Annotated in this window: 26 protein-coding genes; 13 read left to right on the top strand and 13 right to left on the bottom strand. The window is 71.3% G+C overall.

All coding sequences use genetic code 11. The annotated features are described in order from the left end of the window. Window positions 1–128 precede the first annotated feature (128 nt). The 5 genes from KZC57_RS10535 to KZC57_RS10555 are packed head-to-tail and all read left to right on the top strand — an operon-like array spanning window position 129 to window position 4,689. Window positions 129–1,028: an SIS domain-containing protein gene (locus KZC57_RS10535; protein WP_247641687.1), complete on the top strand. Its 900-nt coding sequence runs from the start codon at window positions 129–131 to the stop codon at window positions 1,026–1,028. 25 nt (window positions 1,029–1,053) lie between these two features. After that, window positions 1,054–2,046 carry an ROK family protein gene (locus KZC57_RS10540; RefSeq protein ID WP_083370966.1) on the top strand — a complete coding sequence of 331 codons (993 nt, stop codon included), beginning with the start codon at window positions 1,054–1,056 and terminating at the stop codon, window positions 2,044–2,046. Next, window positions 2,043–2,987 (top strand): 1-phosphofructokinase family hexose kinase, encoded by a 945-nt coding sequence (locus KZC57_RS10545; RefSeq protein ID WP_247641688.1) that lies wholly within the window; start codon window positions 2,043–2,045, stop codon window positions 2,985–2,987. The genes KZC57_RS10540 and KZC57_RS10545 overlap by 4 nt, the downstream gene beginning before the upstream one ends. Then, the gene (locus tag KZC57_RS10550) at window positions 2,984–3,916 is read left to right on the top strand and encodes a class II fructose-bisphosphate aldolase (RefSeq protein ID WP_247641689.1); all 933 of its coding nucleotides are present in this window, start codon (window positions 2,984–2,986) and stop codon (window positions 3,914–3,916) included. The genes KZC57_RS10545 and KZC57_RS10550 overlap by 4 nt, the downstream gene beginning before the upstream one ends. Next, on the top strand, window positions 3,913–4,689 hold the full coding sequence (locus KZC57_RS10555) for a DeoR/GlpR family DNA-binding transcription regulator (protein WP_247641690.1): 777 nt from the start codon (window positions 3,913–3,915) through the stop codon (window positions 4,687–4,689). The genes KZC57_RS10550 and KZC57_RS10555 overlap by 4 nt, the downstream gene beginning before the upstream one ends. 257 nt (window positions 4,690–4,946) lie before the next feature. On the opposite strand, the gene KZC57_RS10560 is transcribed toward KZC57_RS10555, so the two are convergent. Genes KZC57_RS10560 through KZC57_RS10575 form a run of 4 tightly spaced genes read right to left on the bottom strand, consistent with a single transcriptional unit; the run spans window position 4,947 to window position 10,137 of the window. After that, entirely contained in the window at window positions 4,947–7,391 is a 2,445-nt protein-coding gene (locus tag KZC57_RS10560; RefSeq protein WP_247641691.1) for a CHAT domain-containing protein, read from the bottom strand. 48 nt (window positions 7,392–7,439) lie between these two features. Next, the gene (locus tag KZC57_RS10565; protein WP_247641692.1) at window positions 7,440–9,011 is read right to left on the bottom strand and encodes a S8/S53 family peptidase; all 1,572 of its coding nucleotides are present in this window, start codon (window positions 9,009–9,011) and stop codon (window positions 7,440–7,442) included. Between the two features lie 50 nt (window positions 9,012–9,061). Further along, a complete protein-coding gene (locus KZC57_RS10570) occupies window positions 9,062–9,517 on the bottom strand; it encodes a hypothetical protein (protein WP_025104190.1) in 456 nt (151 codons plus the stop codon). After that, window positions 9,514–10,137: an RNA polymerase sigma factor gene (locus tag KZC57_RS10575; RefSeq protein ID WP_231729557.1), complete on the bottom strand. Its 624-nt coding sequence runs from the start codon at window positions 10,135–10,137 to the stop codon at window positions 9,514–9,516. The genes KZC57_RS10570 and KZC57_RS10575 overlap by 4 nt, the downstream gene beginning before the upstream one ends. Window positions 10,138–10,256: 119 nt before the next feature. Between KZC57_RS10575 and KZC57_RS10580 the strand changes: the two genes are divergently transcribed. Next, window positions 10,257–10,475 carry an SCO4848 family membrane protein gene (locus KZC57_RS10580; RefSeq protein WP_247641693.1) on the top strand — a complete coding sequence of 73 codons (219 nt, stop codon included), beginning with the start codon at window positions 10,257–10,259 and terminating at the stop codon, window positions 10,473–10,475. Window positions 10,476–10,490: 15 nt separating this feature from the next. On the opposite strand, the gene KZC57_RS10585 is transcribed toward KZC57_RS10580, so the two are convergent. After that, on the bottom strand, window positions 10,491–11,789 hold the full coding sequence (locus KZC57_RS10585; RefSeq protein ID WP_247641694.1) for an MFS transporter: 1,299 nt from the start codon (window positions 11,787–11,789) through the stop codon (window positions 10,491–10,493). 70 nt (window positions 11,790–11,859) lie between these two features. On the opposite strand from KZC57_RS10585, the gene KZC57_RS10590 reads away from it, so the two are divergent. Further along, on the top strand, window positions 11,860–12,450 hold the full coding sequence (locus tag KZC57_RS10590) for a transcriptional regulator (RefSeq protein WP_060923262.1): 591 nt from the start codon (window positions 11,860–11,862) through the stop codon (window positions 12,448–12,450). Window position 12,451: 1 nt separating this feature from the next. Here the strand turns inward: KZC57_RS10590 and KZC57_RS10595 are convergent, their stop codons facing one another. The 4 genes from KZC57_RS10595 to KZC57_RS10610 all read right to left on the bottom strand — a co-directional run bounded on the left by KZC57_RS10595 (window position 12,452) and on the right by KZC57_RS10610 (window position 15,735). Then, the gene (locus tag KZC57_RS10595) at window positions 12,452–13,570 is read right to left on the bottom strand and encodes an aromatic acid exporter family protein (RefSeq protein WP_217583166.1); all 1,119 of its coding nucleotides are present in this window, start codon (window positions 13,568–13,570) and stop codon (window positions 12,452–12,454) included. 175 nt (window positions 13,571–13,745) lie between these two features. Next, a complete protein-coding gene (locus tag KZC57_RS10600) occupies window positions 13,746–14,432 on the bottom strand; it encodes a hypothetical protein (protein ID WP_247641695.1) in 687 nt (228 codons plus the stop codon). Beyond that, entirely contained in the window at window positions 14,432–15,349 is a 918-nt protein-coding gene (locus KZC57_RS10605) for an ABC transporter ATP-binding protein (RefSeq protein ID WP_247641696.1), read from the bottom strand. Before KZC57_RS10605 ends, KZC57_RS10600 begins: the two co-directional genes overlap by 1 nt. Then, entirely contained in the window at window positions 15,346–15,735 is a 390-nt protein-coding gene (locus KZC57_RS10610) for a GntR family transcriptional regulator (RefSeq protein ID WP_060923259.1), read from the bottom strand. The genes KZC57_RS10605 and KZC57_RS10610 overlap by 4 nt, the downstream gene beginning before the upstream one ends. Before the next feature lie 204 nt (window positions 15,736–15,939). Here KZC57_RS10610 and KZC57_RS10615 point away from each other — a divergent pair, with 204 nt between their 5' ends. From KZC57_RS10615 to KZC57_RS10640, 6 genes are all read left to right on the top strand, one after another. Beyond that, a complete protein-coding gene (locus KZC57_RS10615; protein WP_247641697.1) occupies window positions 15,940–17,133 on the top strand; it encodes a methyltransferase in 1,194 nt (397 codons plus the stop codon). Window positions 17,134–17,464: 331 nt separating this feature from the next. Then, window positions 17,465–18,808: a glycine betaine/L-proline ABC transporter ATP-binding protein gene (locus KZC57_RS10620; protein ID WP_247641698.1), complete on the top strand. Its 1,344-nt coding sequence runs from the start codon at window positions 17,465–17,467 to the stop codon at window positions 18,806–18,808. Then, on the top strand, window positions 18,808–19,767 hold the full coding sequence (locus KZC57_RS10625) for a proline/glycine betaine ABC transporter permease (protein ID WP_060923286.1): 960 nt from the start codon (window positions 18,808–18,810) through the stop codon (window positions 19,765–19,767). Before KZC57_RS10620 ends, KZC57_RS10625 begins: the two co-directional genes overlap by 1 nt. 158 nt (window positions 19,768–19,925) lie before the next feature. Further along, on the top strand, window positions 19,926–20,834 hold the full coding sequence (locus KZC57_RS10630; protein ID WP_247641699.1) for a glycine betaine ABC transporter substrate-binding protein: 909 nt from the start codon (window positions 19,926–19,928) through the stop codon (window positions 20,832–20,834). A gap of 146 nt (window positions 20,835–20,980) precedes the next feature. Further along, window positions 20,981–21,958 (top strand): choloylglycine hydrolase, encoded by a 978-nt coding sequence (gene bsh / locus KZC57_RS10635; protein ID WP_247641700.1) that lies wholly within the window; start codon window positions 20,981–20,983, stop codon window positions 21,956–21,958. Window positions 21,959–22,014: 56 nt separating this feature from the next. Then, the gene (locus KZC57_RS10640) at window positions 22,015–23,517 is read left to right on the top strand and encodes a lipase maturation factor family protein (RefSeq protein ID WP_247641701.1); all 1,503 of its coding nucleotides are present in this window, start codon (window positions 22,015–22,017) and stop codon (window positions 23,515–23,517) included. Between the two features lie 135 nt (window positions 23,518–23,652). Here the strand turns inward: KZC57_RS10640 and KZC57_RS10645 are convergent, their stop codons facing one another. The 4 genes from KZC57_RS10645 to KZC57_RS10660 are packed head-to-tail and all read right to left on the bottom strand — an operon-like array spanning window position 23,653 to window position 25,937. Continuing rightward, on the bottom strand, window positions 23,653–24,420 hold the full coding sequence (locus KZC57_RS10645; RefSeq protein WP_126894264.1) for an ABC transporter permease: 768 nt from the start codon (window positions 24,418–24,420) through the stop codon (window positions 23,653–23,655). Beyond that, entirely contained in the window at window positions 24,417–25,217 is an 801-nt protein-coding gene (locus KZC57_RS10650) for an ABC transporter ATP-binding protein (protein WP_247641702.1), read from the bottom strand. Before KZC57_RS10650 ends, KZC57_RS10645 begins: the two co-directional genes overlap by 4 nt. Beyond that, window positions 25,214–25,585, bottom strand: a complete 372-nt coding sequence (locus KZC57_RS10655) for a DUF1048 domain-containing protein (protein WP_060923281.1) — start codon at window positions 25,583–25,585, stop codon at window positions 25,214–25,216. Before KZC57_RS10655 ends, KZC57_RS10650 begins: the two co-directional genes overlap by 4 nt. Before the next feature lies 1 nt (window position 25,586). Continuing rightward, on the bottom strand, window positions 25,587–25,937 hold the full coding sequence (locus KZC57_RS10660) for a PadR family transcriptional regulator (RefSeq protein WP_247641703.1): 351 nt from the start codon (window positions 25,935–25,937) through the stop codon (window positions 25,587–25,589). Between the last annotated feature and the right edge of the window lie 50 nt (window positions 25,938–25,987).

Raw genomic sequence — 25,987 nt, forward strand, 5'->3', positions numbered from 1 at the left:
AACTCGTCCCGATTATTTGTCAGGCAAACAAACAAATCAAGATGTTGCTCTCTTGGGACGAAATACTATGATCGGATTAAGCCCGAAACAATCACAAGTACGCAACAACTCGTCCGAAAGGCCTCATCATGACCGATTCGCTGCCCGGCGCGCACATGCGCGAAGAGCTCCGCTCCCAGCCGGAGATGTGGGCCACCGCCGCCGAGCTCACCGCCGAGCAGGCGCTGCTGCCGGCTCGCGGGGCACGGGTCGCGGTCGTCGGCTGCGGCACCTCGTGGTTCATGGCCCAGTCGTACGCCGCGCTGCGCGAGTCGTCCGGTCACGGCGAGACCGATGCGTTCGCGGCGTCCGAGGCCTTCATCGACCGCGGCTACGACGCGGTCGTCGCCCTCACCCGTTCCGGCACCACGACCGAGGTGCTGGAACTCGTCGACCGCATCAAGGGGCGCACCCGCACAATCGGCGTGATCGGCGACCCCGACTCCCCGCTCGTCTCGCTCGTCGACGACGCCGTGCTGCTGCCGTTCGCCGACGAGCAGTCGGTGGTGCAGACGCGCTTCGCCACGACCGCGCTCGCTCTCTTCCGGGCGTCGCTGGGCGAGGACCTCTCCGGGGCCATCGCCGACGCCACGGCCGTGCTCGCCGAGGAGGGCGACGACACCGAGCTGCGCGACGCCGAGCAGTACACGTTCCTCGGGCGGGGCTGGACGATCGGCCTGGCCCACGAGGCCGCCCTGAAGCTGCGCGAGTCGTCGCAGTCGTGGACCGAGGCGTACCCGTCGATGGACTACCGCCACGGTCCGATCGCCATCGCCGCGCCGGGCCGGGTGACGTGGCAGTTCGGAGAGGCGCCGGAAGGACTGGCCGCGGAGGTGCGCGCCACGGGCGCCCGTTTCGAGCACCGCGCGATCGACCCGCTCGCCGACCTCGTGCGGTTGCACCGCACAGCCCTCGACCGTGCCGTGGCCCGTGGGCTCGACCCCGACCAGCCGCGCAACCTCACGCGATCCGTCATCCTGGATGCATGACGCCAGCGATCCCCGGAGCCGCGCGATGACCCCGAACGACGCCGCGGACGCCATCCCCGACGTCGCGAGGGACGAGGCCGGCGAGAAGCTCGCCGCGGTGCGCACGCTCGGCGCCGGGTCGCCGGTCCTGGCCTTCGACGTCGGCGGGACGGACATCAAGTCGGCACTGTTCGACGCGGAAGGACGGGCGCTCGGCCTCCGCCGCACGCCGACTCCCACGGCCGACGGCGACCGCACCCCCGCGCTGCTCGACCGGCTGCAGGTGCTCGCCGCGCAGCTCCGCGACGAGCATCCCGACGTGGTGCCCCGCGCCGCCGGGCTCGTGGTGCCGGGAATCGTCGACGCCGCGGCAGGGATCGGCGTGTTCGCGAGCAACATGGGCTGGCGGGACGCGCCGCTGCGCGCGCTCGCCGCGGAGCGTCTCGGCCTCCCCGTCGCGTTCGACCACGACGTCCGCGCCGCGAGCTGGGCGGAGCACGAGCTGGGCGGCGCGCGGGCCTACGACGACGCGGTGATCCTCGTGATCGGCACCGGGATCGCCGGGGCCCTGCTCGTCGGCGGCCGCCCCTACACGGCCGGGGGCTACGCCGGCGAGATCGGGCACTCCCCGATCGCCGACGGACCGGTGTGCCCGTGCGGTGCCCGTGGCTGTCTGGAGGCCGTGGCCTCGGCGGGAGCCATCGCGCGCCGCTACCGGGAGGCGACGGGCACGGCGCCGGACGGCGCCAAGGACGTCATCGCCCGAGCGGCCGCCGGTGACCGGGTCGCCGCCGACATCTGGGACTCGGCGCTGGACGCGCTCACCCTGTCGCTCGCGCAGCTGACCGCCGTGGTCGCCCCCGAGGCCGTGGTGATCGGCGGCGGACTGTCGCGGGCGGGCGGCGCGCTCTTCGACGAGCTGCGGTCCCGCCTCGCCGCCCGCCTCAGCTTCCACCGCCTCCCCGCACTCGTCCCGGCCGAGCTGTCCGGCAACGCGGGACTGATCGGCGCCGCCCTTCGCGCCAGGGAGCTCGCATGATCCTCACCGTCACCCCGAACCCCGCGCTCGACCTCACGTGGCAGGTCGACCGTCTCGTCGCCGGCGGGACGCACCGCGCCGAGACCGGAGCGTCCCGCGCCGGCGGCAAGGGCCTCAACGTCGCCAGGGTCGCACACGCCGAGGGGGCGTCCGTCCTCGCGCTGACCACGGCCGGCGGTCCGGTCGGCGCGGAGTTCGCCACGGAGCTCACGGCCAGCGGCGTGCCCCATGTGCTCGTGCCCGTCGCGGCCGACACGCGTCGCAGCATCGCCCTCGTCGACGAGGCCGCGGGCGACACCACGATCGTCAACGAACGAGGGGTGAACCCCACCGATGCCGAGTGGGGCGGGCTTCTCGCGGAGATCGTCGACCGGCTTCCCGGCGCCGGGGTCCTCGTCGTCTCCGGGAGCCTTCCGCCGGGAGCGCCGGATTCGCTCGTGCCGATGCTCGTCGCGGTGGGTGCGGACGCCCGCGTCCCCGTGATCGTGGACACCTCCGGCCCGGCCCTCCTGCGCGCCGCCGACGCCGGCGCCGCCGTGCTCAAGCCCAACGCCGCCGAGCTCGCCGAGGCCACCGGCATCAGCGACCCCGTCGAGGGCGCGCGGTCGCTGCTGGCCCGGGGCGCCGAGCTCGTGCTCCTGTCGCTCGGGGCCGACGGCATGCTCGCGGTCACCCCGACCGATCTCCTGCACGCCCGACTCGACGAGCCGCTCTCCGGCAACCCGACCGGGGCGGGAGACGCTGCGGTCGCGGCCTGCGCCGTGCTCACCGCGGAGGGCGAGCGCAACCCCGAGGTCATCCTCCGTCGCGCGACCGCGTGGTCGGCAGCCGCCGTCCTCATGCCGCTCGCCGGCGACATCTCCCCCCGCTGGCGCGCGCTCGAGGAGCGGCTCCGCGTCTCCCGCCCCGACCCCGCCTCCTTCCGGAAGGACCCTTCGTGACCCTCGTCTCCGCTCGGGAGCTCGTCTCCGCGGCTGCCACCGCCGGCACCGGCATCGGCGCGTTCAACGTCATCCATCTGGAGACCGCAGAGGGCCTCGTCCGAGCCTCCGCGCTCGCGCAGCTCCCCGTGATCCTGCAGATCTCGCAGAACTGCGCCGACTACCACGGCGGTCTGGAGCCGATCGCCCTCGCGACGCTCGCCGCGGCACGACGCGCGGAGACCCCGGTGGCGGTGCACCTCGACCACGCGGAGCGACCGGAGCTCGTGGACGAAGCCGTGTCCCTCGGGTTCGGCTCGGTGATGTTCGACGGCGGCGCGCTGCCCTACGACGAGAACGTGGCGCTGACAGCCGAGGTCGCCGCCCGGGCCCGCGCGGCGGGGGTGTACGTGGAGGGCGAGCTCGGCGAGGTGGGCGGGAAGGACGGCGCCCACGCCCCCGGTGTCCGCACCGATCCGGACGAGGCGCGGGCGTTCGTGGCCGCGACCGGTGTGGACGCCCTCGCCGTGGCCGTCGGATCGTCGCACGCCATGACCGACCGCACCGCCTCCCTCGACCTCGACCTCATCGCCCGCCTGCGTGCGGCCCTGCGTGGTGCCGCCGCCGACGGGACGGATGTGCCCCTCGTGCTGCACGGCTCGTCCGGGGTGGCCGACGCCGTGATCGCCGATGCCGTGCGCGCCGGGATGACGAAGGTCAACGTCTCCACCCATCTCAACGGCTTCTTCACGCGGGCGGTCCGCGAGGTGCTCGCCGCCGACGAGCGTCTCGTCGACTCCCGCAAGTACCTCGCTCCCGCACGCGCCGCCCTCGCGGACGAAGCCGCCCGGATGCTGCGACTGTTCGCCCTGCTGCCGTCGGAGAATCCCGCTCCAGTCGCAGAGGTTCCGGGCACGGCTGCGACCTCGACGCGAAACGACGACCGGTGAAGCGCGCGGCCCGACTGCACGCGATCCTCGACCTCCTCGCGGCGGACGGAGAGGTCACGGTGGAGGAGCTGGTGGAGCGGTTCGGAGCCTCCCCGGCCACCACCCGCCGCGACCTCGACTCCCTCGCCGAGCAGCGGCTGCTCACCCGCACGCACGGCGGTGCCGTGGCCCAGACCGTCGCCTACGAACTGCCGCTCCGCTACAAGAGCCATCTCCGCACGCACGAGAAGGAGAGCATCGCGCAGACCGCGGCGGGGCTCGTCACCCCCGGCATGGTGGTCGGGCTCTCCGGAGGCACGACGACCACGGCCATCGCGGCCGCGCTCGCCGCCCGCGAGGATCTGGCGGCGGAGGGCGGGATCACGGTGGTCACCAATGCCGTGAACATCGCCGCCCAGCTCGCGACCCGGCCGGAGATCAAGGTGGTCGTCACGGGCGGGGTCATCCACTCGCGCACCTACGAGCTCGTCGGCCCGTTCGTCGAGCAGCTGCTCCGCGGGGTGCGGCTGGACCTCGCGTTCATCGGCGTGAACGGGATGGACGCGGCAGCCGGGGCGACCACGCAGGACGAGCGCGAGGCGGCGGTGAACCGGATGATGGCGGAGCGGGCGCGGCGGGCCGTCGTCGTGACCGACGGCAGCAAGCTCGGCGCCGAGGCCTTCTCCACCGTCGGCGGGCCGGAGCTCTTCGCCACGGTCATCACCGATCGAGGATCCGACCAGGCCGCTGTCGACGCGCTGCGTGCCGCGGGGTACTCCGTCCTCCTCGCCTGAGGCCCTCCGGCCGCACGCGGACGCCCCGAGGGCCTCGGCGTCCCCAGATCGCCGAGGCCCTGCGGGAGCATCGCAGCTGCATACCGCGACGCTCCCGGAGCAGATGGTGTCCGTCTCGTCTTCCCGCTCCCCAGCGGCGTTTCCCCAGAACCGACGGCGCCTCCCTCGTGCCTCTCCCTTCGAGGCCTTTCGCTCGACACCTTCCGAAGAACAGGAGAAGGCGGGTGCGATTCTGATACCTCGATCCGGGAAAAAAGTCAGAATCCGTTGCCGTGACACTGGAACGGGGCGGAAACCCCCGTCATGAGCGCGGCGCTCGCCAGGGCGTCGGCGGGGGACGCGCCGCCGGCGAGACCCTCGTGGACCGCGGTCAGGAGCTCGCACGCGTCGTCGTCCGGCACCGTGACGGGGGCCGCGATCACCGCCTCCGCGCCCGCGTGCAACCACACCCGCGTCATGCCCAGGGCCTCCTCGCCCCAGCGCACGGAGGAGCGACCCAGCTCGCACGCCGAGAGGATCACGGTCCGCGGCACCCGGGCGATGAGGTCGACGTCGTAGCCGAAGAGCACCCCGTCGGCGAGTTCGAACCCGGAGAACAGCGGATTGTCGACCGCGTGGCGTCCGTGCGCAGCGATATGGAGCACGTCGACGGAGGCCGCCAGCTCCGTGACGGCGGTCACGGTCGCGGAGGGGCCCTGCAGCGTCCGGGTCGTCCCTCGTCCCGCCCAGGATTCCGCTGCGCGCTGGACCTCTTCCGCGGCCCGCGCCACCCGTGGTCCCGCCGCGAACCCGACGCGCGGGGTCGAGGCGGCCGAAGCCGCCCCGTCGAGCCAGCGCGAGACCGAGGTCGCGAGGGTGAACGGCACGCCGTGCATGCCGGGGAGCATGGCCCACGGCACCCCGCCGAGGATGCCGGGAACGGTGATCACGAACCGCGCGGCGCCCGCGGCGGCCCGGCGCATCGGCCCGAGCAGCTCGTCGTCGAGGACAGCGAGACGCGCCGTCAGAGCGCGCGCGGTCACCGGCCCCATCGCGCCGTCCCGGGTGAGAGCGGCCATGTCGAGGTCGGCGCGCAGGCCGTCGAGGGCGGTCCGCACCCGCGGCCAGGACAGGTCGACGAGGGTCGCGCCGTCCGGCTGCACCACCACCCCGTGCAGGTCGGCGCCGGTATAGACGTAGGCCAGGACTGCCGTGTCGGCCGGCAGGAGCGCGGAGGCCTCGGTCAGCGTCCGACGTTCCCGCATCGCCCCGGAGCCGGTGGCCGACCACTGCCGCTCCCGCACCCGGTCGCGGAGCGCGCGGACGGTGGGGTCGGTCGTCCAGTCCGCCCCCGCGAGGTCGGCGCGCAGCATCCGCAGCTCGGCGAGGTCGGCGGCGAGAGCGTCGTCGTGCGGCGGGCGGACCGGGGCGACCTGCTGACTGAGATGCCGGGCGCGCTCGGACCACTCGAAGAGCGTCGCCGGGTCGCGGCGGCGGACGGCGGCGGCGAGTCCCGTGAACACGAGGTCGCTGGCGTGCATGGCGACGGAGGCCTGCAGGTCGAGGGCGCCGAACGACCGCTGCCACGCCGACAGCAGGTCGAGCCCGGTGGCCGCGGCGCGCAGCGCCTCCCCGTCGCGACCGCGTCCGGCGGCGCGGGCCGCGCGCACCTCCTGCGCGCGGAGCCGCAGCGGCGTCGGGGCCGAGGCGGGGATGCGGGGGAGACGACCGGTGCCGTCGCGGCGGGCGCTCAACCGCAGGGCCGTGGCCTCGGTGCGGAAGCCGCTCCGGTCGAGCTCCTGCGCCACCTGCTCCCACGCGGCGGCGTCGAGGGGGCGATCGGGCCGGATCCGCTGTCGCGCTTCCAGTTCCACCGCCGCGGCGCGGGCCGCCCAGCCGCTGCTGCCGAGGGCGGTGAAGCGGCGGGCGGCCGTCCGCGCCGCCCGCGCCGCGGCTCGCGGATCGTGGCGGACGAGCGAGCGGGCGAGGTGGAACTCCGCCTCCCCACGGGCCTGACGCATCCGCTGGGCGCCGAACTGCACGGCCACCTGGGCGAGCAGCGCCTCCGCCTCGGTCGTCAGCCCGGCGTCGCGGAGCACCTCGGCGCGGTCGAGGTCGCTGATGGCGGTGGCGAGGGCACTGGTGGCGGCGAACGTCGGCCGGGACTCGGCCATCAGGCGCAGCGCCGAGACGAGGTCGCCGCCGAGGAGCGCGGCGTAACCGAGGTTGTGCATGGCCTCGGCGAGGGAGTCCCGTTCGTCGTGCGCCTCGTAGATCCCGATCGCACGACGGAGGTCGGCCATGCAAGTCTCCAGGTGATGGCGCTGCATCCGCACGACCGCCCGGTTCATCAGGCAGTTGGCGAGCGCGGAGGTCTCGGTCCCGGTCGCGGCCAGGGCGTCGATCGCGGTGGTCAGGCTCGCCTCGGCCTCCTCCATCCGGCCCCCGTGCATGAGGAGGGCGCCGAGCTGCCCGCCGAGGAGGGCGACCGTCTCGGCCTGCAGCCCGTCACGGTCCAGCGCCTCCCGGCACAGCGCCTCCGCCGCCGCGGGCTCGCCGGTCTGCGCGAGCACGTAGGCGGCCGTCCCGTCGATGCGGGCGCGGAGGTCGGCGTCGTCGGTGCGGGCGGCGGCCTTCTCCAGTTCCCGCCGGGCGCGGGTGAACTGCCGGGCGTTGGCCGCCTCGACGCCGCGTCGGTGCAGCGCGCTCGCGGACAGGGGCATCCGTCCAGGATGCCGTGCCGGAGCGGTCGTGCGGAAGGGTGCGAGGTGTCAGGACCTCTCGTGCGGCGTCGGCAGGGACTTCAGCACGGCGGCGACGGCCTTCCCGGCGACGGCGGGCTTCACCCCCGCGGCCGGGACGGCGCCGAGCTGGGCCGCTACCCGACCGGCGATGCACGGAGCGGCGAAGGAGGTGCCGCTCCACACCGCGAAGCCGCCGCGGTAGTCGTCCGGGTCGAGCGTCTCGCGCGGCAGCCCGTCGATGTCCGCGCGGGTCGCGGCCTGCGCGCCGCCGACGAAGGCGGGCGAGGTGCTGACCACGGCGGCGCCCGGGGCGTACACCTGCACCCAGGGGCCGACGTTCGAGAACAGGGCGACGGAGTGCGCCGACGGGTTCAGGGCGCCGACCGACACGTGCGGAGCGCCGTCGTCGGACGGCAGCCCGTTGTCGGCGCCGGGCCACGGCCACAGCGAGGCGGGGAACGAGGGCCGGTCGATCGCGTCGTTGCCGGCCGAGCAGACGACCACGCAGCCGAGCTCCCTGGCCTTCGCGAGCAGCTCGTACAGGGTCCTGCTGAAGAGCCCGTCGGTCGGGGTCTCGTGGTAGTAGCTGAGGGAGAGGTTGAGCACGTCGATCGGGAAGCCGGTCGTCGGGTCCTCGCGGTGCCGCCGCAGCAGTTCCACGACCTGTGCCACGGTCTCCAGGAGCGTGCTCTCGTCGACCACCCCGAGCGCGCCGGCGACGCGGATGGAGAGGATGTCGGCGTCCGGGGCGGCCTGACGCACGAGGCCCGCGATGAAGGTGCCGTGACCGGCCACCGCATCGATCTCGCCGTCGAGCTGCCCGTACAGGTCGGGGTAGCGTTCGGGGTCGGCGTCGTCCGTGAAGCCCACGGGGACGCCGTCGAGTTCGACGTGCCGGGTGACGATGTCGGACGGCAGCCAGGCGTGCTCCCCGCAGCCGGTGTCGAGGATCGCCACGACCGGTCGTCGTCCGCGCTTCGGAGCGGCTGCTCGAGCCGGAGCGGGGCCGAGCCAGGTGACCGGCTGCCGCGCCCCGCGTCCGGGCTCCAGGTAGTCGTCGCTGCCGCCTCCGCCGGGAGCGGCACCGCGGACGGGGTTCGTCCGCGTGAACGGGTTCGTCCGCGTGAACGGGTTCGTCCGGGTGAACGGGTTGAGTCCGACCGGGTCGATCGAGAGCACGTGCTCCAGGCTGGTCCGCGGCATGGTCGAGCGCGACAGCCGGCGCGCGCGCTGCAGCACCCGCCAGGCGTCGGGCGCCACGGGGGACTCGCCCCTGGTCGGCTCATCCGGCGTGGTCAGGCGTGCCCGCAGGAACCCCGCGACACCCGGCACGAGCTCGCCGTTCCCGATCTCGCGCTCCGGCGACTCCACCTCCAGCCGCCAGCCGAAGGAGTCCGCGGCATCCCTCAAGGCGCGCAGCTCGCGGTCGTACGCCTCCTGCTCGTCCAGGGCGCGCGTGATGAGCAGCCGCTCGGGCAGGTACGCGGTGGGGAACGCCCGGATCCCGTCCACCGGTTCCGTGCTGGGGTCGAGGGCGGTGCCGCGGCGGATCGATCCCTCCGCGCGGTCCTGCCAGGTCCATCCCTGGGGCTGCTCCATCGGTCATCCTCTCCGTGGGCATCGCCGGCGACGGCGCCGGCGACGCGGGGTCACAACTCGAACTGCGGGGTCTCCAGGGTGCGGGTCTCGTCGCCGACCGTCGCGGTCAGGCGCACGCGGCTGAGCCCGGACGGCACCTCGTCGAACACGAATCGGCCGGTCTCCGCCGGGGTCGTGCGGCGCTCGCGCTCGCCCTGCAGCAACAGGATCTCCGCGGCGGCGGTGTCCACCCAGCCGTCGATCCGCCGTCGCCCGGACGCGGTCGTCGTGACGTGGAGGAGGATGCTCGTGCTGCCGTCGCTGAACTGCAGCGTGAGGGCGTCGGTCTCGCCGCGGACCGCGCCGAGCTGGCCTTCCACGAGCGTGAGCAGCGCGTACTCGCGGTTGAGCCCGTCCGCGGCGACCGCGGCGACCATCCGGTCGATCAGCCCGGCAGGGACCGGATCGACCTCTCTCCAGAGGCTGCGCAGGCGGGCGAACAGTCGGGCGTCGTCCTCATCGCTCATGATCGTCCCTCCGTCCGGGTGGCCGGGGCGTCGAGGAGGTCGCGGAGCTTCGCGAGGCAGCGGCTGCGGGTCGGGCCGATGCTGCCGACCGGCATGGAGAGGTCGCGGGCGAGGCGCGCGTAGTCCGGGCGGTCCTCGAAGGCGATCACCCGGAGCAGGCGCTGACAGCGCTCGGCGAGGCGGCGGACGGCGGCCCAGAGTCGGCGGTTCTCGTCGTCGAGCGCGGCGTGCTCCTCGGCGGACGCCTGCTCCGGAAGGAGGGCGTCCAGGTCGTCGGATTCCGCGGTGTCGACGCGACCGACGGCCTTGCCGACCTTCCAGGCCTCGCGGCGGGCGGTGGTCGTGAGCCAGGCCGAGACGGCACGCGAGTCGGCGATGGCGCCGTGGCCGCGCACGAGCTGGAGCCAGGTCGTCTGCACGACGTCTTCCGCGAGGGTGCGTTCGAGGCCGTAGGCGCGCACGACGTGCCAGAGCACGGGCGTCATCAGTCGCACCAGGTCGTCCATCGAGCGGCCGTCGCCATCGCGCCACGCATCGAACAGGTCCGCGGCGCGTTCCCAGCGTGCACGCCCGTCGTCGGATGCCGGATCGAAGGCGGCGCCGGGGGCACCGTCGATCATGAAGCCCATTGTGATCACACCTACCAGGAGCACGGCAAGGGCTCGGTGATACATGTCGCCGTCCAAGAATTCCGACGGCCCGATCCGTGGTGCGACGCCGCCCTCGCTAGCGTGGAGGGGTGATCGCTCTCGTCGTCGTGCTGTTCCTCAACGCCGGTTTCAACGTGCTGGTCTGGCCGCGGTTCTACACCCGCGTCGCGAAGGACCCGCGTGCGAGGGACGAGAACGGCAAGGCCACCCCGTTCCTCCGCGTGCACGTCATCCTCATCGCGATCGCGCTGGTGCTGGCCGTGGCCTCCGCGGCGGCGGGGATCACCGTGCTCGCGGTCGCGCCCTAGCGCAGTGTCTCCACCTCAGTCCCCCTCGTACCGGGCGGCGTGCGCGGCCCAGCGAGACTCGACCGGGAGGCTGCGGAGGGCGCGGTTCCCGATCGCGAGGGCGGCGGCCACCACGCACAGGGCCGCGCAGATGAGGATGGTGCCCTGTCGTCCGAGCCCGGCCAGGCCGAAGCCGGCGATGAGCGGGGCGAGCGGCATCGCGCCCATCGCGAGGACCCCCATGGCGCTGTTCGCGCGTCCCAGCAGACGTGACGGCGTGGCCACCATGAAGTAGCCCATCATCCCGGCGTTCAGGGCGGGGACGAGGAGAACGGTGGCACCGAGGACGGCGGCGACGGTCCACGGTGCCGACGCGAACGACAGCACGACGGCGCCGAGGGCGACCACTGCGAGCCCGCCGATCGTGAGCACGCCCGCCGGGATCCTGGGCACGAGGAGGGGGGCGACGATCGCGCCGACGAGCATCACGGCACCGATGGCCGCGCTGACGGTTCCGATGAGGAGTTCGGAATGGCCCGCCTGCTGCAGCGCATAGACGGCCGTGGTGATCGCGGCGTTGAAGCCGAGGTTCACGATGGTCATGATGAGCATGACGCCGCCGAGGTCGGGGCGGGACAGCAGCCAGCCGAAGCCCTCGCGGAACTCCCGCCAGGCGTTCGGGCGCGCGGGGGGCGCGCCGCCGTCGTCCTCGTCCAGAGCGCCGACGTCGGCGATGCCCGCGCGCCGGACCTGTCGCCCGAGGAGCCCGGCGGTCATGGCGGCGACGAGGTGGCACAGGGTCATGACCGCGCCGACGAGCCAGCCGCCTACACCGAGGAGCAGGCCGCCCAGCGGGCCGCCGGCGAGCTGAAGGGCCGCATCGCGCCCCTGGTTCGCGGCCTGCGCGCGCCCCATCGCGTCGTCCGGGACGATCTCCTTCAGCGCGCTCTCGCCGGCGACGTCGAAGAGGCCGCTCCGCGCGGCCAGCAGCACGTCGATCACGAGGAGGGTCGCGAAGGTGAGGGCGCCGCCGAGGGCGAGCAGGGTGAAGGCCCCGGCCAGCACGATCCCCAGAATCGAGCCGACGAGCATGAGCACGATGCGCCGGTGCCGGTCCGCGATGATCCCGCCCACGAGGGTGAGCAGCACCCGCGCCACCATGCCCGCCCCCGCGATGATGCCGGCCTGTGCGGGGTCGTTCGTGATGACGAGCGCGAGGAGCGGGACCGCGAACCCGAAGAGCGCCGAGGCGAGCCCCTTGCTCGTGTCGCTCACGAGCCAGGTGAGGTAGCGCGTGTTCTGCCACAGGCGGTGCGGAGTGCTCGTCGTGCTCATGGCTCGACGATAGTTCCGCAAGAATAATTGCGCAACTGTTCGTGCGCATTTGCGTGACTAGGATCGGGGAATGGCTGACGACGCGGAGAAGACCTCTCGGGAGGACGCCGCCTTCATGACGTCGGCCATGCTCAAGGCCTACTCACACCCGCTACGCCGCCAGATCCTCCGCCTCATCGCGCGCCGCGGTTTCCTGCGCGCCGCGGACATCGCCGGCGCGCTCGACGTGCCGGCCAACAGCGCCAGCTTCCACCTGCGGGTGCTCGCCGAGGCGGGGCTCATCGAGGAGGCTCCGGAGCAGGCCAGAGACCGTCGCGACCGCGTGTGGACGGGACGCAAGGGCGCCCTCACCGTCGGCGGTCCGGAGAATCCGGTCGCGGACGAGGCGCTCGGCGATGCGGTGGTGGCCGCGCTCGCAGAGGACCACGTCGACCTGCTCCGCCGTGTGGTGGCCTGGACGCCCGAGTACGTGTCCGGTCGCACCGCCGACGTGCACGCGTCGTTCGTGCAGCGCACCATCCGACTGACCGAGGCCGAGTTCGACGACGTGATGCACAAGATCGATGACGTGCTCTCCGCCGCCGACGACGCGCACGACGACACCGACCCCGCGGGCCGTCACTGGCAGCTGGACATCGTCGTCGCCGACGACACCATCTGACTCACTCGTCTTCGTCGTCGAGGCGCTCGCCGCTGAGGATGAGGATGCGGCGGAGGTGCATCGCCGTCAGCACGCCCGGTCCCATCGAGCTGCGCACGTCGAACGTGCGGTCGTCGACCTTCTCCAGCAGCAGCCGGATCGCGCGCGCCGCCTCCGCGCGGCGGCGATGCGCCGCGCTCGAGGCGGGGTCGTCCTCCGCGATGACGTCGGCGACGGCGTGGCAGGCCGCCGACAACGGCTCGGGCAGGGCCGGATCCAGGGGCATGGCCGCCGGACGCTCCCAGATCGTGTCGGCCGTCGCGTCGGCGATGTCCCGGATGAGGTGCGCGATCCGGTCGAGGGTGGAGAGCTGCTCGTGGATGTGGGCGGTTCCCGCATGCCGGCGGCGTGCGCGCGGGTTGTAGCGGACGCTCTCGTCGGCTTCGGCCAGGGCGGCACGGAGGTCGGCGGTGGTCTCGGCGAGCGCTGCGGCATCGTCGGCCCACTGTGCGGTCTCCGGCGGCCACGACTCCGAGACCGCGGAGCCGATGTCGTGCAGGTGCCCCGCGAGCTGTCGTCGGAACTCCTCCACCCGCGCCTCGGCGGATCCGATGAGCGGGGCGGGGGCGAAGAGGAGGTTCACGACCAGACCGATGACGATCCCGACCCCCATCTGGGCCAGGTAGCCGAGGGAGTAGTCGTCCGCGTTCTGACCGCCGATGATGAGCACGAAGAGCGCCGCCATCGGGACGTACTCCTTGCCGACACCGAACCAGCCGGTGCCGGAGACGAGGACGCCGAGGCCGACCACGAGCGGGATCGTCCACCACGTCGGCCCGACCGTGAGCACGATCACCGCGGCCAGACCGATGCCGGTGGCCAGACCGAACAGGGTCTGCAGGCTCGACCGCATGGACCCCATGAGCGTGGGGTACATGCTCACGAGCGCGCCCAGGGGTGCGTAATACGGGTACTCGTCGGTGACCCCCGGCATGTGCGGCGCGATCGTCCACGCGAGCCCGACGGCGAGTGCCGTCTTGGCCACGAGGAGCAGACGGGCGGGGCGGACCGCCTCACGGACGGTGCGGGCGAGGTACGAGCGGCGCTCGCGGACGCGCAGGCGCGAAAGGTCGGGCGTCACGTCATCCTCTCCTCGCGGCGGTCGGGTGGTCCATCTCTGGCGAGGATAGGGCGGTAGGCGGCGCGCGGCCACCGGGTTGCCCCGCCTCGGGTCGCCGGGTAGAGGGCGGCCGAACGCGGATGCCGCGACCGCGCGGGGTGCGCGGCCGCGGCATCGGCGGATTCCGGTCGTCGCGTCAGGGCGTGGCCCGGCGGAACGCGAGGAAGGAGACGGCGCTGAGGACGGCGACGACCACGAGCCCCCAGAGGGCGAGGCCCACGGCGCCGAGGTCGAGGATGCCGAGCCACACGTCGCCCCACAGCTCGAGCCGCGTCACGAGGAACACGACCCCCACGAGGAGGAGCGCCAGGGCGACGCCCACGATGGTGAGCACCATCGGGCCCCAGCTCTTATAGATGGTCGCGCCGGTGAACCCGACCACGAAGAAGAACAGGGCGAGGGTGAAGTAGACGACGAAGGCTCCGAGCGGTCCGGCCTCCCACAGCCACGGCAGGTGGAACACCCAGCCGTTCACGCCGTACCCTTTCGTGGCCAGCTCGATCGCGCCGCCGAGGAGGAACAGCAGACCGAGCAGCGCGCTGCCGAGGATCGCGGTCAGCAGGGTTCCGATGAAGAACTCGCGCCGGGTGACGCTCATGGCCTGGGAGAACGGGAAGGTCAGCGTCATGGCCGACAGCCCGATCGCGAAGAAGTACCACAGCGGTGCCTGGCCGCCTCCGCCGTACTTGGGGGCGTCGCCGGGGATCATCGCGTAGATGAGGACCGAGATCACCACGGCCGAGGCGAGGATGATCAGCGGCACCCAGACGAAGGTCTGCCGGTTGATGAGCTGCAGGCGGATGACGTTGAGTGTGCGTCGCATCAGCGGACTCCTTCCGTGGTGGCGTCGGCGCTGGTGCCGGTGCGGGTCTCCGCCTTCTGGGTGAGGCGGACGATGAGCTGCTGCAGCGAGACGGGGGCGAGGTCGAGGCCGGCGGCCCGCACCTCCGCGCGATCGTCGGCGGTGAGGGCGCCGAGCACGGTGACGGAGGCGACGCGACCGAGCTCGTCCCGGTGCAGCACCTCGCGATCGCCGACCCAGGCGTCGACCTTCGCGGCATCCCCGACGACGGTCACGGCGCGGTCGCGGACGGCATCCGTGTCCTCGTTGAGGAGGATCTGGCCGTTGTCGATCACGATGACCTTCTCGATGAGGTTCGCGACCTCGTCGATCAGGTGCGAGGAGAGGATGATCGTGCGCGGGTGCTCCGCGTAGTCCTCCACGAGACGGTCGTAGAAGATCTGCCGGGCGACCGCGTCGAGTCCCAGATAGGGCTCGTCGAAGAACGTGATCTCGGCGCGGGAGGCCAGGCCGATGATCACGCCGACCGCGGAGAGCTGCCCGCGGGACAGCTTCTTGATGGTCTGCTTCATCGGCAGCTGGAACTCCGCGATGAGCTCGTCCGCGAGGCCCTGGTCCCAGTGCGGGAAGAACAGGCGGGCGGCGGCGAACGCGTGCCGCGGGGTCGCATCGTCCGGGTACTTCTGGCTCTCCCGGACGAAGCAGATCCGGCCGAGCACATGCGCGTTCTCGTACGGGTGCTCGCCGAACACCTTCACGGTGCCGGAGGATTCGAAGTTCTGGGCCGTGAGGATCGACATGAGTGTCGTCTTCCCGGCGCCGTTGCGGCCGAGCAGCCCGTAGATCGAGCCTCCCTCGAGGGCGAGCGACACGTTGTCGAGCGCCCGCTTCTCCTTGTAGCGCTTGGTGAGGTTCTGCACCTCGATGACGGCGGTCATGCGGGGTTCTTCCCTTCTGGGGTGGGGGCGGATGCGGCGCGCTGACGGAGCAGGTCCGCGAGGTCTTCCGCGCCGAGGCCCAGCGTGCGGGCCTCCGCGAGGAGCGGGTCGATGTAGCGGTCGGCGAAGGCCGCGCGGCGCTCGCCGAGGAGCAGGTCCCTGGCGCCTTCCGAGACGAACATGCCGATGCCTCGGCGCTTGTGTAGCACTCCCTTGTCGGTGAGCATGGCGACTCCCTTCGCGGCAGTGGCGGGGTTGATGCGGTAGAACGCGGCGAGCTCGTTCGTCGAAGGGGCCTGCGCCTCCTCGGCCAGCGAGCCGTCGAGGATGGAGTCCTCGATCTGCTCGGCGATCTGGAGGAAGAGCGGCTTGCCTTCTTCGATCACGAGTCCTCCGTGGTTGCTGGGTTACTTACTTGACTAAGTAACCACGGAACCAGCCACGGTGTCAATCCCTCTGTATGTGGGCGGGCGCAGCTTCGGAGATCTCCGTCGACATGCCGCCCGTCGGTCGGTTCTGGCGGCGTGTCGGCCGTCAGCTCCGAAGTTGTGCACGGGGAGGGGGTGAGGCAGGCCGCGTACAGTGGGCTGGTGCCGGAGTTCCCCTACAGTCGCCTGCGTCGCTGGCCCGACGTCGAGGCGGACAACCTCCAGGCCCACGATGCGACCGATCTGCTGCTGGTGGAACGGGCGCTCGCTCTCGACGTGCCGGGGTCCGAGACGGTCGTGATCGGCGACGAGTACGGCGCGATCACGCTGGCTCTCGCGGCGGCCGGGCGCTCCGGGATCCGGGTGCACCAGGACCTCGCGACCGGACGCCGCGCGCTCGCCCGCAACGACGAGGAGCTCGGGATCGGTGGGTTCACCCCGCACGAACTCGACGAGGGCCTGCTCGCCGGTGCACAACTGGTGCTGCTGCAGCTCCCGAAGGCCCTCGCCGAACTGGAGGAGATCGCGGATGCGGTCGCCCGGTGGGCTGCGCCTGACGTGGTGCTCGTCGCCGGCGGTCGAGTGAAGCACATGACTCTGGCGCAGAACGAGGTGCTGGGGCGGAGCTTCGCCCAGGTCCAGGCGCAGCGCGCCGAGCGGAAGTCGCGGCTGCTCGTCGCCTCCGAGCCGCTCCCGGTGCCCGAGTCGCCGCCGTTCCCGGTCTCCGCGCGGCACGGCGACCTCGTCCTCGTGGCCCACGGCGGCGCCTTCGCCGGGTCCCGCCTCGATATCGGCACCCGGGTCCTGCTCGAGGTGCTCGGCCTGGGTGGTCCACAACTCAGGAGAACAGAGGTGACACGCGCCGAGGACGAGCGGAACGGCGGCGAGAGCAGCCGTTCTTCCGGAGTTGTGAACGGCGGGCGCCGCGTCCTCGACCTCGGCTGCGGGACCGGCGCGCTCGCCGCGTCCTGGGCACTCGCCTTCCCGCGGGACCGGGTCGTCGCCACGGACCGCTCGGCCGCCGCCGTCGCCTCCGCCCGTGCCACCGCGTCGGCGAACGGGGTGGCCGATCGGGTCGAGGTCACCCACGACGACGCGGGCTCGGCGCTCGCCGCGGGGAGCTTCGACACGGTGCTCCTGAATCCGCCGTTCCACCTCGGTGCCAGCGTGCACGCCGGCGCCGCGACCCGCCTGTTCGAAGCCGCCGCGCGTCTGCTCCGCCCCGGCGGCGAGCTGTTCACCGTGTACAACTCGAGCCTCGGCTATCGGGCCGAGCTGACCCGGCGCCTCGGCCCTACCGAGCAGCTCCGGCGCACCCCGAAGTTCACCGTGACGCGCACCGTCCGACGCCCGTGAACGCGGTGCGCCGAGATTGCTAGACGCTCGTACTATCCCCCGGTCAGCGGCGGAAACCCGGGCACGTCCGTAGCGCAGGATTTGCCGCTGACCGGCCATTTCGTTACGTTGGTTGGCGGGCCTGACGGCCCATAGACCAGTCCGCGGTCACGTCCTTCCTTCGATGAGCTGTGCGGCGAAGAGGCGTGGGCGTACGGTCGATCCCCTCTGCGGCGGATCCGAAATCCGCCGCCTGTGCCGCCACAGCGAAGACGTCGAACGGCCTCGTGAGGATCACCCGGACGTGACCGAAGCAGGCTCAGCCACCCGAAGGCCGAGCCGCAGGGGAAACGTGTCCGAAACAGCACTCGAAGCGCGCCATCTGTACAAGGTGTTCGGGAGGAATCCGAGCGCCGCCGTCCGTCGACTGAAGGCCGGGGAGAGCCGTGCCGCCGTCGCCGACGCGGGGACCGCCGCCGTCATCGACGCCAGCTTCACCGTCAACCGCGGTGAGATCTTCGTCATCATGGGCCTGTCCGGATCGGGCAAATCGACCATCATCCGCATGCTGAACGGCCTGCACGACATCACCGCCGGCACCGTCACCGTAGGGGGCGACCCCATCACCGGGATCCCGGCCGCCCGCCTCCGGGAGATCCGCCGCGACCGCATCTCGATGGTGTTCCAGCACTTCGCGCTGCTGCCGCACCGCACGGTCGCCGCGAACGTCGCCTACCCGCTCGAGCTCAAGGGCGTCGGCAAGGCCGAGCGCCAGGCCAAGGCCGAGGAGATCCTCGCCCTCGTCGGGCTCGAGGGCCAGGGCGACAAGCTGCCGTCCGAGCTCTCCGGCGGCATGCAGCAGCGCGTCGGCATCGCCCGCGCCCTCGCGGCCGACAGCGACATCCTGCTCATGGACGAGGCCTTCAGCGCGCTCGACCCGTTGATCCGCCGCGAGATGCAGGAGCAGCTCCTGGAGCTGCAGCAGAAGCTCCAGAAGACCATCGTCTTCATCACGCACGACCTCAACGAGGCCATGTTCCTCGGTGACCGCATCGCCGTCATGCGCGACGGCCGCATCGTGCAGATCGGCACGCCGGAGGACATCCTCATGGACCCGGCGAACGACTACGTCGAGCAGTTCGTGCAGGACGTCGACCGTGCCCGGGTGCTCACCGCCGCGAACGTCATGGAGCGTCCGCGCCCCGTCGTCGCCGAGTCGGCCGGTCCTCGCACCGCGCTCCGCCAGATGCGCGACGCCTACATGTCGGCGACCTACGTGGTCGGCAAGGACCGCCAGCTCGTCGGCGTGGTCACCGACCGCGACGCCGTGAAGCTCGTGCGACAGGGCGCCACGCGCCTCGACTCGATCATCAAGCCGGTGCTGCAGAGCGTGCGCGAGGACGACGTCCTCATGAACCTGTTCGTCCCCGCCGTCGAGTCGCCGCTGCCCCTCGCGGTGACGGATGCCGACGGCCGCCTCGCGGGCGTGATCCCGCGCGTCACCCTGCTCGCGGCGCTCGGTCCCGGGCCCGGAGCGACCGAGGAGATCCTGCTGCCGATGACCCCCATGCCCCAGGCCGAGATCGACGCCGTGCTTGACGACGGGTGGACGGCCGAGCCCGGCCCTTCGACGAGCTCAGGGACCCAGGGCGGGTTCGCCTCAGGGGCCCAGGTCGACACGGAGGAGGTGCGCTGATGGACGGTTTCCGCATCCCCGTGGGCGACTGGGTCGCCGCCGGTGTCGACTGGATCACCGCCAACCTCGACGGCCTGCTCGACGCGGTCTCGTTCGTGGTGAGCTTCCTCGTCGACGGCCTCACCCGTCTGCTCCTCACGCCGCACTTCGCCGTCATCATCGTGATCGCGGCGCTGATCGCCTGGCTCGTGCGCTCGTGGCAGCTCGCCATCGGCACGATCCTGTCGTTCGGGCTCATCGTCGCCATGGACCTCTGGGTCCCGGCGATGCAGACGCTCGCCCTGGTGCTCGTCGCCGCCGTCGTGGCCGTCCTGATCGCGGTGCCGCTCGGCATCTGGTCGGCGCGCAATGCGACCGTGCGCGCGACGCTCAAGCCGGTGCTCGACTTCATGCAGACCATGCCGGCCTTCGTGTACCTGATCCCGGCGATCGTGTTCTTCGGCATCGGCGTGGTGCCCGGACTCGTCGCCACCGTGATCTTCGCGCTGCCTCCCGGCGTGCGCCTGACCGAGCTGGGCATCCGCGGCGTCGACGCGGAGACCGTCGAGGCCGGCCACGCCTTCGGAGCGACGCCGGGGCAGATCCTCCGCGGGATCCAGCTTCCCCTCGCGATGCCGACCATCATGGCCGGCGTCAACCAGGTCATCATGCTCGCCCTGTCGATGGCGGTCATCGCCGGCATGGCCGGTGCCGACGGGCTCGGGAAGATGGTCGTCGAGGCGATCTCGACCATCAACATCCCCAAGGGTGTCGAGGCCGGACTGGGCGTCGTGCTCATCGCCGTGTTCCTCGACCGGGTGACCGCCGCTCTGGGTGCCCCCGGCGAGAATCGCTCCTCGCTCCTCGGCATGCTGAAGCGTCGCGGTTCGTCCCGGCCCTCCGCCCCCGTGGCGTCGGAGCCCGCAGCCTCCGCGCCCGCCGAGGAGGCTTCGACCGAATCCGAGCTCGCCCGCGCCTGAGCCCCCCCCGCCCCGTCCCCCACCCCCTTTCGTCCGGTGTGGGACGGAAAAGGGGCGCGGGGGCGCGGATCCCGGCACGGTTTCGATCCCGGCACAGCTGTCCCGCGGCCTCGTCCGCACCTCCTGAATCACATACGGAACGCAAGAGAGAGAGTCACATGAAGAAGAAGATCCTGACCATCACCGCCCTCGGGGCTGCCGCAGCGCTCACCCTCGCCGGATGCAGCGGCGACGGCGCCGGCGGCACGAGCGGTGGCGGCGACGGCGCCGACGACAAGGGCACCATCACCCTCGGGTTCCTGCCCTCCTGGACCGACGGCCTCAGCACCGCCTACCTCCTGCAGGACCAGCTCGAGAAGATCGGCTACACGGTCGAGATGAAGACGCTCACCGAGGCCGGCCCGCTCTACACCGGGCTCGCGCAGGGCGATGTCGACATCTACCCGTCGGCGTGGCCGGAACTCACCCACGCCTCGTACATGGACAAGTACGGCGACGACATCGAAGACCTCGGCAAGTACTACGAGAACGCCAAGCTGACCCTCGCGGTGCCGGAGTACTCCGAGCTCACCTCGATCGAGGACCTCGCGGGCAAGGGCGCCGACTTCGACGGCAAGATCTACGGCATCGAGCCGGGTGCGGGCCTGACCGCCCAGACCCAGAAGATGATGCCCGAGTACGGCCTCGACGGCGAGTACGAGCTCGTCACCTCGTCGACCGCGGCGATGCTCACCGAGCTGAAGACCGCGACCGACAAGAAGGAGGACATCGTCGTCACGCTGTGGCGTCCGTTCTGGGCCAACGACGTCTTCCCCGTGAAGGACCTCGAAGACCCGAAGGGCGCCATGGGCAAGGCCGAGGGCCTGCACTTCCTGGGCACCGCGGGCTTCGCGGACGAGTTCCCCGAGGCGGCCGAGCTGATCGAGAAGATCAAGCTCGACGACGAGCAGTACGGCGCGCTCGAAGACCTCGTGGTCAACGAGTACGGCGAGGGCAAGGAAGCCGACGCGGTCGACGCGTGGCTCGAGGAGTACGGCGACCAGTTCGACTGGACTGTCACCAGCTGACACCCGTCGCACGTCTCGAAGGAGGGTCTCCCGCACCGGGAGGCCCTCCTTCGTCGTGGGTGGCCCCACTTACATTCGGGTGCGGAAGGTGGAAGCATGGCGCGAAACCGGCGGGTCGACCGGCCCGCGGATGGGGGGACACGACCATGTGCACAGGACTGAGCTTCACGACCGCCGACCACTACTTCGGGAGGAATCTCGATCTGGAGTTCTCGTACAACGAGACCGTGACCGTCACACCGCGGAACTTCCCGTTCCCGTTCCACCGGCTGCCGTCGATGCCGACGCACCACGCGATCATCGGGATCGCGACGATCGCCGACGGCTACCCGCTCTACTACGACGCGGTCAACGAGAAGGGGCTCGGCATGGCGGGGCTCAACTTCCCGGACAACGCGCACTACCCGGCGCCGGGGTCGGGGGACACCGAGGTCACCCCGTTCGAGTTCATCCCCTGGGTCCTCGGACAGTTTGAGACGGTGGCCGAGGTGAGAGAGGCCCTGCGGTCGGTGAGTCTCGTGGACATCGACTTCAGCCCGGAGTTCCCGCTGTCGCCGCTGCACTGGATCATCGCCGACAAGAGCGCATCGATCACGGTCGAGAGCGTGCGCGGCGGCCTCAAGGTCTACGACAACCCGTGGGGCGTGCTCACGAACAACCCCACGTTCGACATCCAGAGCTTCCGGGTCAACGACTATCAGCACCTCTCGAAGCGGCAGCCGGAGAACACGTTCGCCTCGGACGTGCCGATGGACCTCTACAGTCGCGGCATGGGAGGGATCGGGCTTCCGGGCGACTTGTCGTCATCGTCGCGGTTCGTGAAGGCGGTGTTCACGCGCATGAACTCGGTGTGCGGGACGACGGAGTCGGAGTCGATCAGCCAGTTCTTCCAGATCCTCGGCTCTGTCGCCCAGCAGCGCGGGTGCGTGCAGGTCGGCGATGAGGAGAAGTACGAGATCACCATCTACTCGTCGTGCGCCAACACCGCCACGGGCGTGTACTACTACACGACCTACGAGAACAGCCAGATCACCGGTGTGGACATGCACAAGGAGGATCTCGACGGGTCCGAGCTCGCGGCGTATCCGCTCGTGAAGGGGCAGCAGATCGTGATGCAGAACTGATCTCCGCTCCGCGCAACCCCCTCATCGGGCGGGCGGCCGCGGCGTAGCCTGTGGCCGTGGACGGGTTCGCGGCGGTCGACTTCGGGTTCGCCCGCGAGGTCCTGCAGCGGGGCATCGCGGCGCTGTACCTCGTGGCGTTCGTCTCGACGCTCAACCAGTTCCGTCCGCTCCTCGGTGAGCACGGGCTCCTGCCCGCGCCCGTGCTGCTGGACTGGGTGGCGCAGAAGCGCGAGCGCCGGAAGCTGCTGCACCCCACGCTCTTCACTCGCGTCCGCTACACCGACCGGCGCCTGGTCGCGCTGTGCGGGGCGGGGATCGTCATCGCCGCCCTGCTCATCGCCGGGGTGCCGCAGCTCGGACCGCCGTGGGTGCCGATGCTCGCCTTCCTAGCCCTGTGGTTCGGCTATATGTCGGTCGTGAGCATCGGGCAGACGTTCTACTCCTTCGGGTGGGAGATGCTGCTGCTGGAGGCGGGGTTCCTCGCGGCCTTCCTCGGCTCGAACGATCAGCCGCCGCCGACCGTGGTGATCGTGCTGTTCTGGTGGCTGCTGTTCCGGCTGGAGTTCGGTGCGGGGATGATCAAGATCCGCGGCGGACGCGAGTGGCGCGACCTCACCGCGATGACCTTCCACCACGAGACCCAGCCGATGCCCGGGCCGCTGAGCCGCCAGGCGCATCTGCTGCCGCGGTGGCTCCACAAGCTCGAGGTCGTCGGTAACCACGTCGCGCAGCTGGTCGTGCCGTTCTTCCTCTTCGCCCCGCTGCTGTCCCTCTGGCTCCCCGACAGCGGTGGCTGGGTCCCTGAGCTTGTCGAAGGGGTCGCGTGGGTCGGCGCCGTCGCCGGCGGCATCGTGATCGCGACGCAGCTGTGGCTCGTGCTCACCGGGAACTTCGCGTGGCTGAACGGGGCGACGATCGTGCTCGGGTTCTCCGCGATCGGCCTCCCCGGCATCGGGACTCCGGAGCGGACGCCGGAGACCTCGCTGCCGTGGACGGTGTCGGGCATGCCGCTGTGGTGGGTCGTGGTGACCTCGGCGGTCGGGGTGCTGTTCGTCGTGCTGAGCGTGCCCGCCGTGCGCAACCTCTTCGCTCGACGGCAGCTCATGAACGCGAGTTTTCACCGCTGGCAGCTCGCCAACGCCTACGGAGCCTTCGGCACGGTCACGCGGGAGCGGATCGAGATCGTCGTGGAGGGGTCGGACGACGAGGAGGGCCGGCACTGGCGCGAGTACGAGTTCCGCGGGAAGCCGGGGGACGTGCGGCGGATCCCGCGGCAGTTCGCCCCGTATCACCTGCGGCTGGACTGGCTGATGTGGTTCCTGCCGCTCGGGCACTCGCTGGACGACTGGTTCTCCGTGTTCCTCGTGCGGCTCCTGGAGGCGGATGCCCCGACGCTGCGGATGCTGCGCGTGGACCCCTTCGACGGCGAGCGGCCGCGGTGGGTGCGCGCCGTCTCGTACCGCTACCGCTTCACGACCCGCGCCGAGCACCGTGTCGACGGCGCCGTCTGGGTCCGGACCGGTCGGCGCGTGGTGCTCGGTCCGGTCGGTCTCCGCTGACTTCGAGTCGCGCACTGTGCGGCAAATCCGGGCCGGATGGAGCCATTCAGGCGATTCGGACGGCCGCCGAGCGCGGCGAAACGCCCCGGCCGGGGAGAGTCCCCGGTCGGAGCGTTCCGTCTCGCTTGACGTCGATCAGCTGACCTTCTTCCGGTACGAGATGATCGCGAACACGTAGGCGACCACGAGGATCCCGACGCACCAGGCGAGAGCGACCCAGATGTCGGACCCGACCGGCTCCCCCGCGAACAACGCCTGGATGGTGTCGACGATCGAGGTCACCGGCTGGTTCTCCGCGAACCACTGCACCGGTGCGGGCATGGTGTCGGTCGGCACGAACGCCGAGCTGATGAACGGCAGGAAGATCAGGGGATACGAGAAGGCGCTCGCGCCGTCGACCGTCTTCGCGTTCAGGCCGGCGATGATCGCCAGCCACGTGAGCGCCAGCGTGAACAGCATCAGGATGCCGATCACGCCGAGCCAGGCCCAGACGCTCGCGCCGGTGCGGAAGCCCATGAGGAACCCGACCCCGAAGATGATCGCGAGGGTGATGGCGTTCGCCGTGAGGGACGTGAGCACGTGGGCCCACAGCACGCTCGACCGGGCGATCGGCATGGAGTGGAACCGCTCGAAGATGCCGCTTTGCATATCGGTGAACAGCCGGAACGCCGTGTAGGCGATGCCCGACGCGATCGCGATGAGCAGGATCCCCGGCAGCAGGTAGTTCACGTAGTTCTCGGCGCCGGTGCTCTGCTGGAGCGCGCCGCCGAAGACGTACACGAACAGGAGCATCAGGGCGATCGGGGTGACCGCGGTGGTGATGATCGTGTCGGGGCTGCGGAAGATGTGCCGCATGGAGCGGCCGGTGAGCGTCGCCGTGTCGGCGGCGAAGTGCGTGGTCATGCTGCATCTCCTCTCTGGACCTGGGTCCCTGAGCCTGTCGAAGGGCCCGAAGGGCCGATGAGGGTGAGGAAGATCTCCTCGAGGGTGGGCTGCTTCTCGACGTACTCGACCTTCGCGGGCGGAAGGAGCCGCTTCAGTCCGGCGAGCGTGTCGTTCGCGATGATGCGGCCCTCGTGCAGGATCGCGATGCGGTCGGCCAGCTGCTCCGCCTCATCGAGATACTGCGTGGTGAGCAGCACGGTCGTGCCGCCGCCCGCGAGCTCCTTCACGACGTCCCACACCTCGATGCGCGACTCGGGGTCGAGGCCCGTGGTCGGCTCGTCGAGGTAGATGGCCTCGGGGTCGCCGACCAGGCTCATCGCGATGTCGAGCCGGCGCCGCATCCCTCCGGAGTACGTGCCGACCTTGCGGCCCCCGGCCTCGGTGAGCCGGAAGCGCGCGAGAAGCCGATCGGCCACGGCGCCGGCGTCGGGGAGATGCCGCAGCTTCGCGACCAGCACCAGGTTCTCGCGTCCGGTGAGGATCTCGTCGACCGCAGCGAACTGTCCGGTGAGGCTGATGCGCTCGCGCACTCCGACCGGGTTCGCCGCGACGTCGATGCCCTGCACCGTCGCCGTGCCCGCGTCGGCCGTGAGCAGCGTGGAGAGGATGCGCACCATGGTGGTCTTTCCCGCGCCGTTCGACCCGAGGAGGGCGAAGATCGATCCCCGCTCCACCTCGAAGTCGACGCCGCGCAGCACGTGCAGATCCTTGTACGACTTCTCGATGCCGTGCACCGAGAGGGCTGGCGTCGTCATGACTCGTCCTCCTTCTTCCTCGCCTCCGCGACCGCGTTGTTCAGCCGCGCGCGCTCCTTGTCGACCCACTGCGTGCCGCCGTAGGCCTCGGCGTAGTTCTCGGCGAACTCCACGGGGTCGTCGCCGATGATGTCGTCGATCGGGGTGCCGTCGATCGCGGCGCGCTCCCACAGGTCGGCGAGGTCGAGGAAGATCTGCACGAGGGTGTCCCCGTCGGTGATCCCCCCGTAGTACATCGTGTAGCGGTGCTGGGCGTTGGCGACCGTGCGGTACGGCTCCGGCAGAGCCTCGATCCGCGCCTTCGCCTGCTTGTACTGCTTCTTCTGCTCGAGCGATCCGGTGAGCGCTTCGATCCATTTGGCGGCCATGTCAGTTCCCCTTGTTCGTGGTGTTCGTGGTGTTCGTGTTGAGTCGTTCGATGTGCGTGCGGAGGAAGTCCCAGGTCGTCCAGAACTCCTCCAGCTCCTGGCGGCCCTGCGCGTTGAGGGTGTACACCTTGCGGGGCGGGCCCTTCTCGCTCGGCACCTTCTCGACGTCCACGAGCTTCTTCTGCTCGATCCTGACCAGCAGGGCGTAGACGGTGCCTTCCGCGGTGTCGGTGAATCCGTGCTCCCGCAGGCGCGCGGTGATCTCGTACCCGTAGGCCGGCTGCTCGGCGAGGAGGGCCAGCACGATGCCCTCCAGGGTTCCCTTGAGCATCTCGGTCATCTGCTTGCCCATCGTCCCCTCCTCTCGTTCCTGTGTCTTCCGTTCGGTACTCAGTATTGCTG

Origin of the sequence: Microbacterium sp. KSW4-4, from assembly GCF_023091185.1 — a bacterium.
Taxonomy (GTDB): domain Bacteria; phylum Actinomycetota; class Actinomycetes; order Actinomycetales; family Microbacteriaceae; genus Microbacterium; species Microbacterium paraoxydans.